A 1,980-nucleotide genomic window follows, 5' to 3' on the forward strand; every position below is an offset into this window, starting at 1 on the left:
GCCCCCCCCTCCGAACTCAGCAGGAGAAGCGAATCACGATGCAGCCTCAGATGAAAGGGTTTTTCCGCAGCCTGCTAAGTGGAGCGCAGATGCAGGGGGCCAATCTCACTGACGCACAGATGCAGGGCGCTGTTTTCGATGGCACAGACATGCAAGGGGCACTACTAGTTGGTGCAGATACGCGGGGTGCAAGCGCCAATCTCGCAGACTGCACCGCTTTCTTGGTCAGCGACCTCACAGTCGCTCCTCCGCTATCCCGCGAAGATTTGGCCTCGCTACTGGAGCACTTTGACCTAGACAGTGAATTGATAGATCATCGTCTGAAGCAGTACAACGAACGCGGGCCATTGCGCTGTATGGATGACCATGGACGGCCACTGTCGGAGCGACCTCTTCCGTCCAGCCGTGAGTTGGGAGCACTTTGGCGCAATCTGTCCTGTGCCAACCCGGCGGTGGCTCGAATGCTATGGAATGCATACATTCCTGAAGCCACCGGCCTGGGGCCCAAAATTCAGGCCATCCTCTCTCGCCCCCCCCGAAGCTGATTGCCTGGGCCTTCGCGCTATCCCCACCGCTCTTCGCCAAGAAATGGATAAGTTCTGGTCGCCCCTCTCCCACGATGAGAAACGACAGGCCGGTGGACAATGACCGGGCGCCACCTCGTGCGCAGCATGCAAGCACTTAGCCCTGCAAATAGGCTGAAGGTGCTAGCGCGGACGACGGGACTCGAACGTGTATGACCGAGACCAGGCGACTTTAAGGAAGCTACGTCTGAACAAGATGTTGTTTCGAATGGATCGAACTGCTGGTTGACAGAACTATGTACGTTTCTGAGCACGCGCAAAACAGGTAACCTACCGATTTCCTGCCCCCAACGCAGCCCTTCCTTATCACGAATGTTCGGGGCTAAGGGTTGCAATCTTGCATGCGTCTTGGGACAAGCACCCCCTTTGATCGGGCCTTTTTTTGGGGGGGGTGCTCATGGACATTCTTACTGCGAAAAACTCTTTTCTCAATTACTGCCGCATCGCCAAAACCCTATCCCCCCACACTGTGCGGGCCTATCAAACGGACCTTGCCCATATGGCGGCAAAATTAGGCTGCCATATCCCGGTATCGTCCATCAGCCGAGACGATCTCAGGGCCTATGTCGGCGGCATGCTTCAAGAGCAAGGGCTGAAGGCAACGAGCGTCAAGCGGCGCATGGCGACCGTGAAGCTGCTCTTCAAATGGTTGGAACGCGAGGAAACCATCCCTCTCAATCCCTTCCACCGCCTGGACCTATCCATCCGCCTCCCGCGCCGTTTGCCGCGCGCTCTGACCGTTGAAGATATTCGTAAGCTGCTGGAACGGGCGCGGCATGAAGCAGAGGTCGGTGGCACCCATTCTGCCCAGGTCATGCACTTCATTGTGATTGCCCTGATCGTGACAGGCCTGCGGGTGGGTGAATTGGCAGGGGTCGACTTGAGTGACCTGAACGAAGCCGAAGGCGTCATCCTGGTGCGCGGCAAAGGCAATCGCGAGCGACAGGTCTATTTGCCGGGGGCAACGGCCAAGGCCGCGTTGCAGGCCTATCTGAAAACCAGGGCAATGATCGAAACCGAGAGTGATCGGTTGCTGATCTCGTCTTACGGCACCCCAGTCACCCCACCCCGCATTCGCCGTCGCCTATCCGCTCTGGCTGATCGCGCTGGCTTGACCCGCCATGTCACCCCTCACATGCTGCGTCACACCGCAGCTACCCAACTGATCGAGGCCGGTGTCGATATCCGCTTTGTCCAGAAGCTCCTGGGACACGCCAGCATTGCCACCACCCAAATCTACACGCAGGTCAGCGACACCAGCCTGCGCAGCACCCTGGAGCAGGCCGATACGTTGGGGCGAATTGGGGGGCAAAGGGGACGATAACTGGGAATTATGGTCGATCAACTTCCCCGAAGCAGTGGATCCCGGGTCGCACATTTGGATTCTGACCCGAAC

The 1,980-nt window shown here is 58.1% G+C and carries 2 protein-coding genes; both read left to right on the forward strand.

Features of this window, described 5'->3' with window-relative positions:
* Nucleotides 1-545, forward strand: a 545-nt coding sequence (locus KEC16_RS19540) for a pentapeptide repeat-containing protein (RefSeq protein ID WP_211552087.1), incomplete at its 5' end; no start/stop codon positions are given.
* Between the two features lie 436 nt (nt 546-981).
* A complete protein-coding gene (locus KEC16_RS19545) occupies nt 982-1,908 on the forward strand; it encodes a tyrosine-type recombinase/integrase (protein WP_211552089.1) in 927 nt (308 codons plus the stop codon).
* Nucleotides 1,909-1,980: the final 72 nt, after the last annotated feature.

The sequence above is a fragment of the Magnetospirillum sulfuroxidans genome (assembly GCF_018224925.1).
Classification (GTDB): domain Bacteria; phylum Pseudomonadota; class Alphaproteobacteria; order Rhodospirillales; family Magnetospirillaceae; genus Magnetospirillum; species Magnetospirillum sulfuroxidans.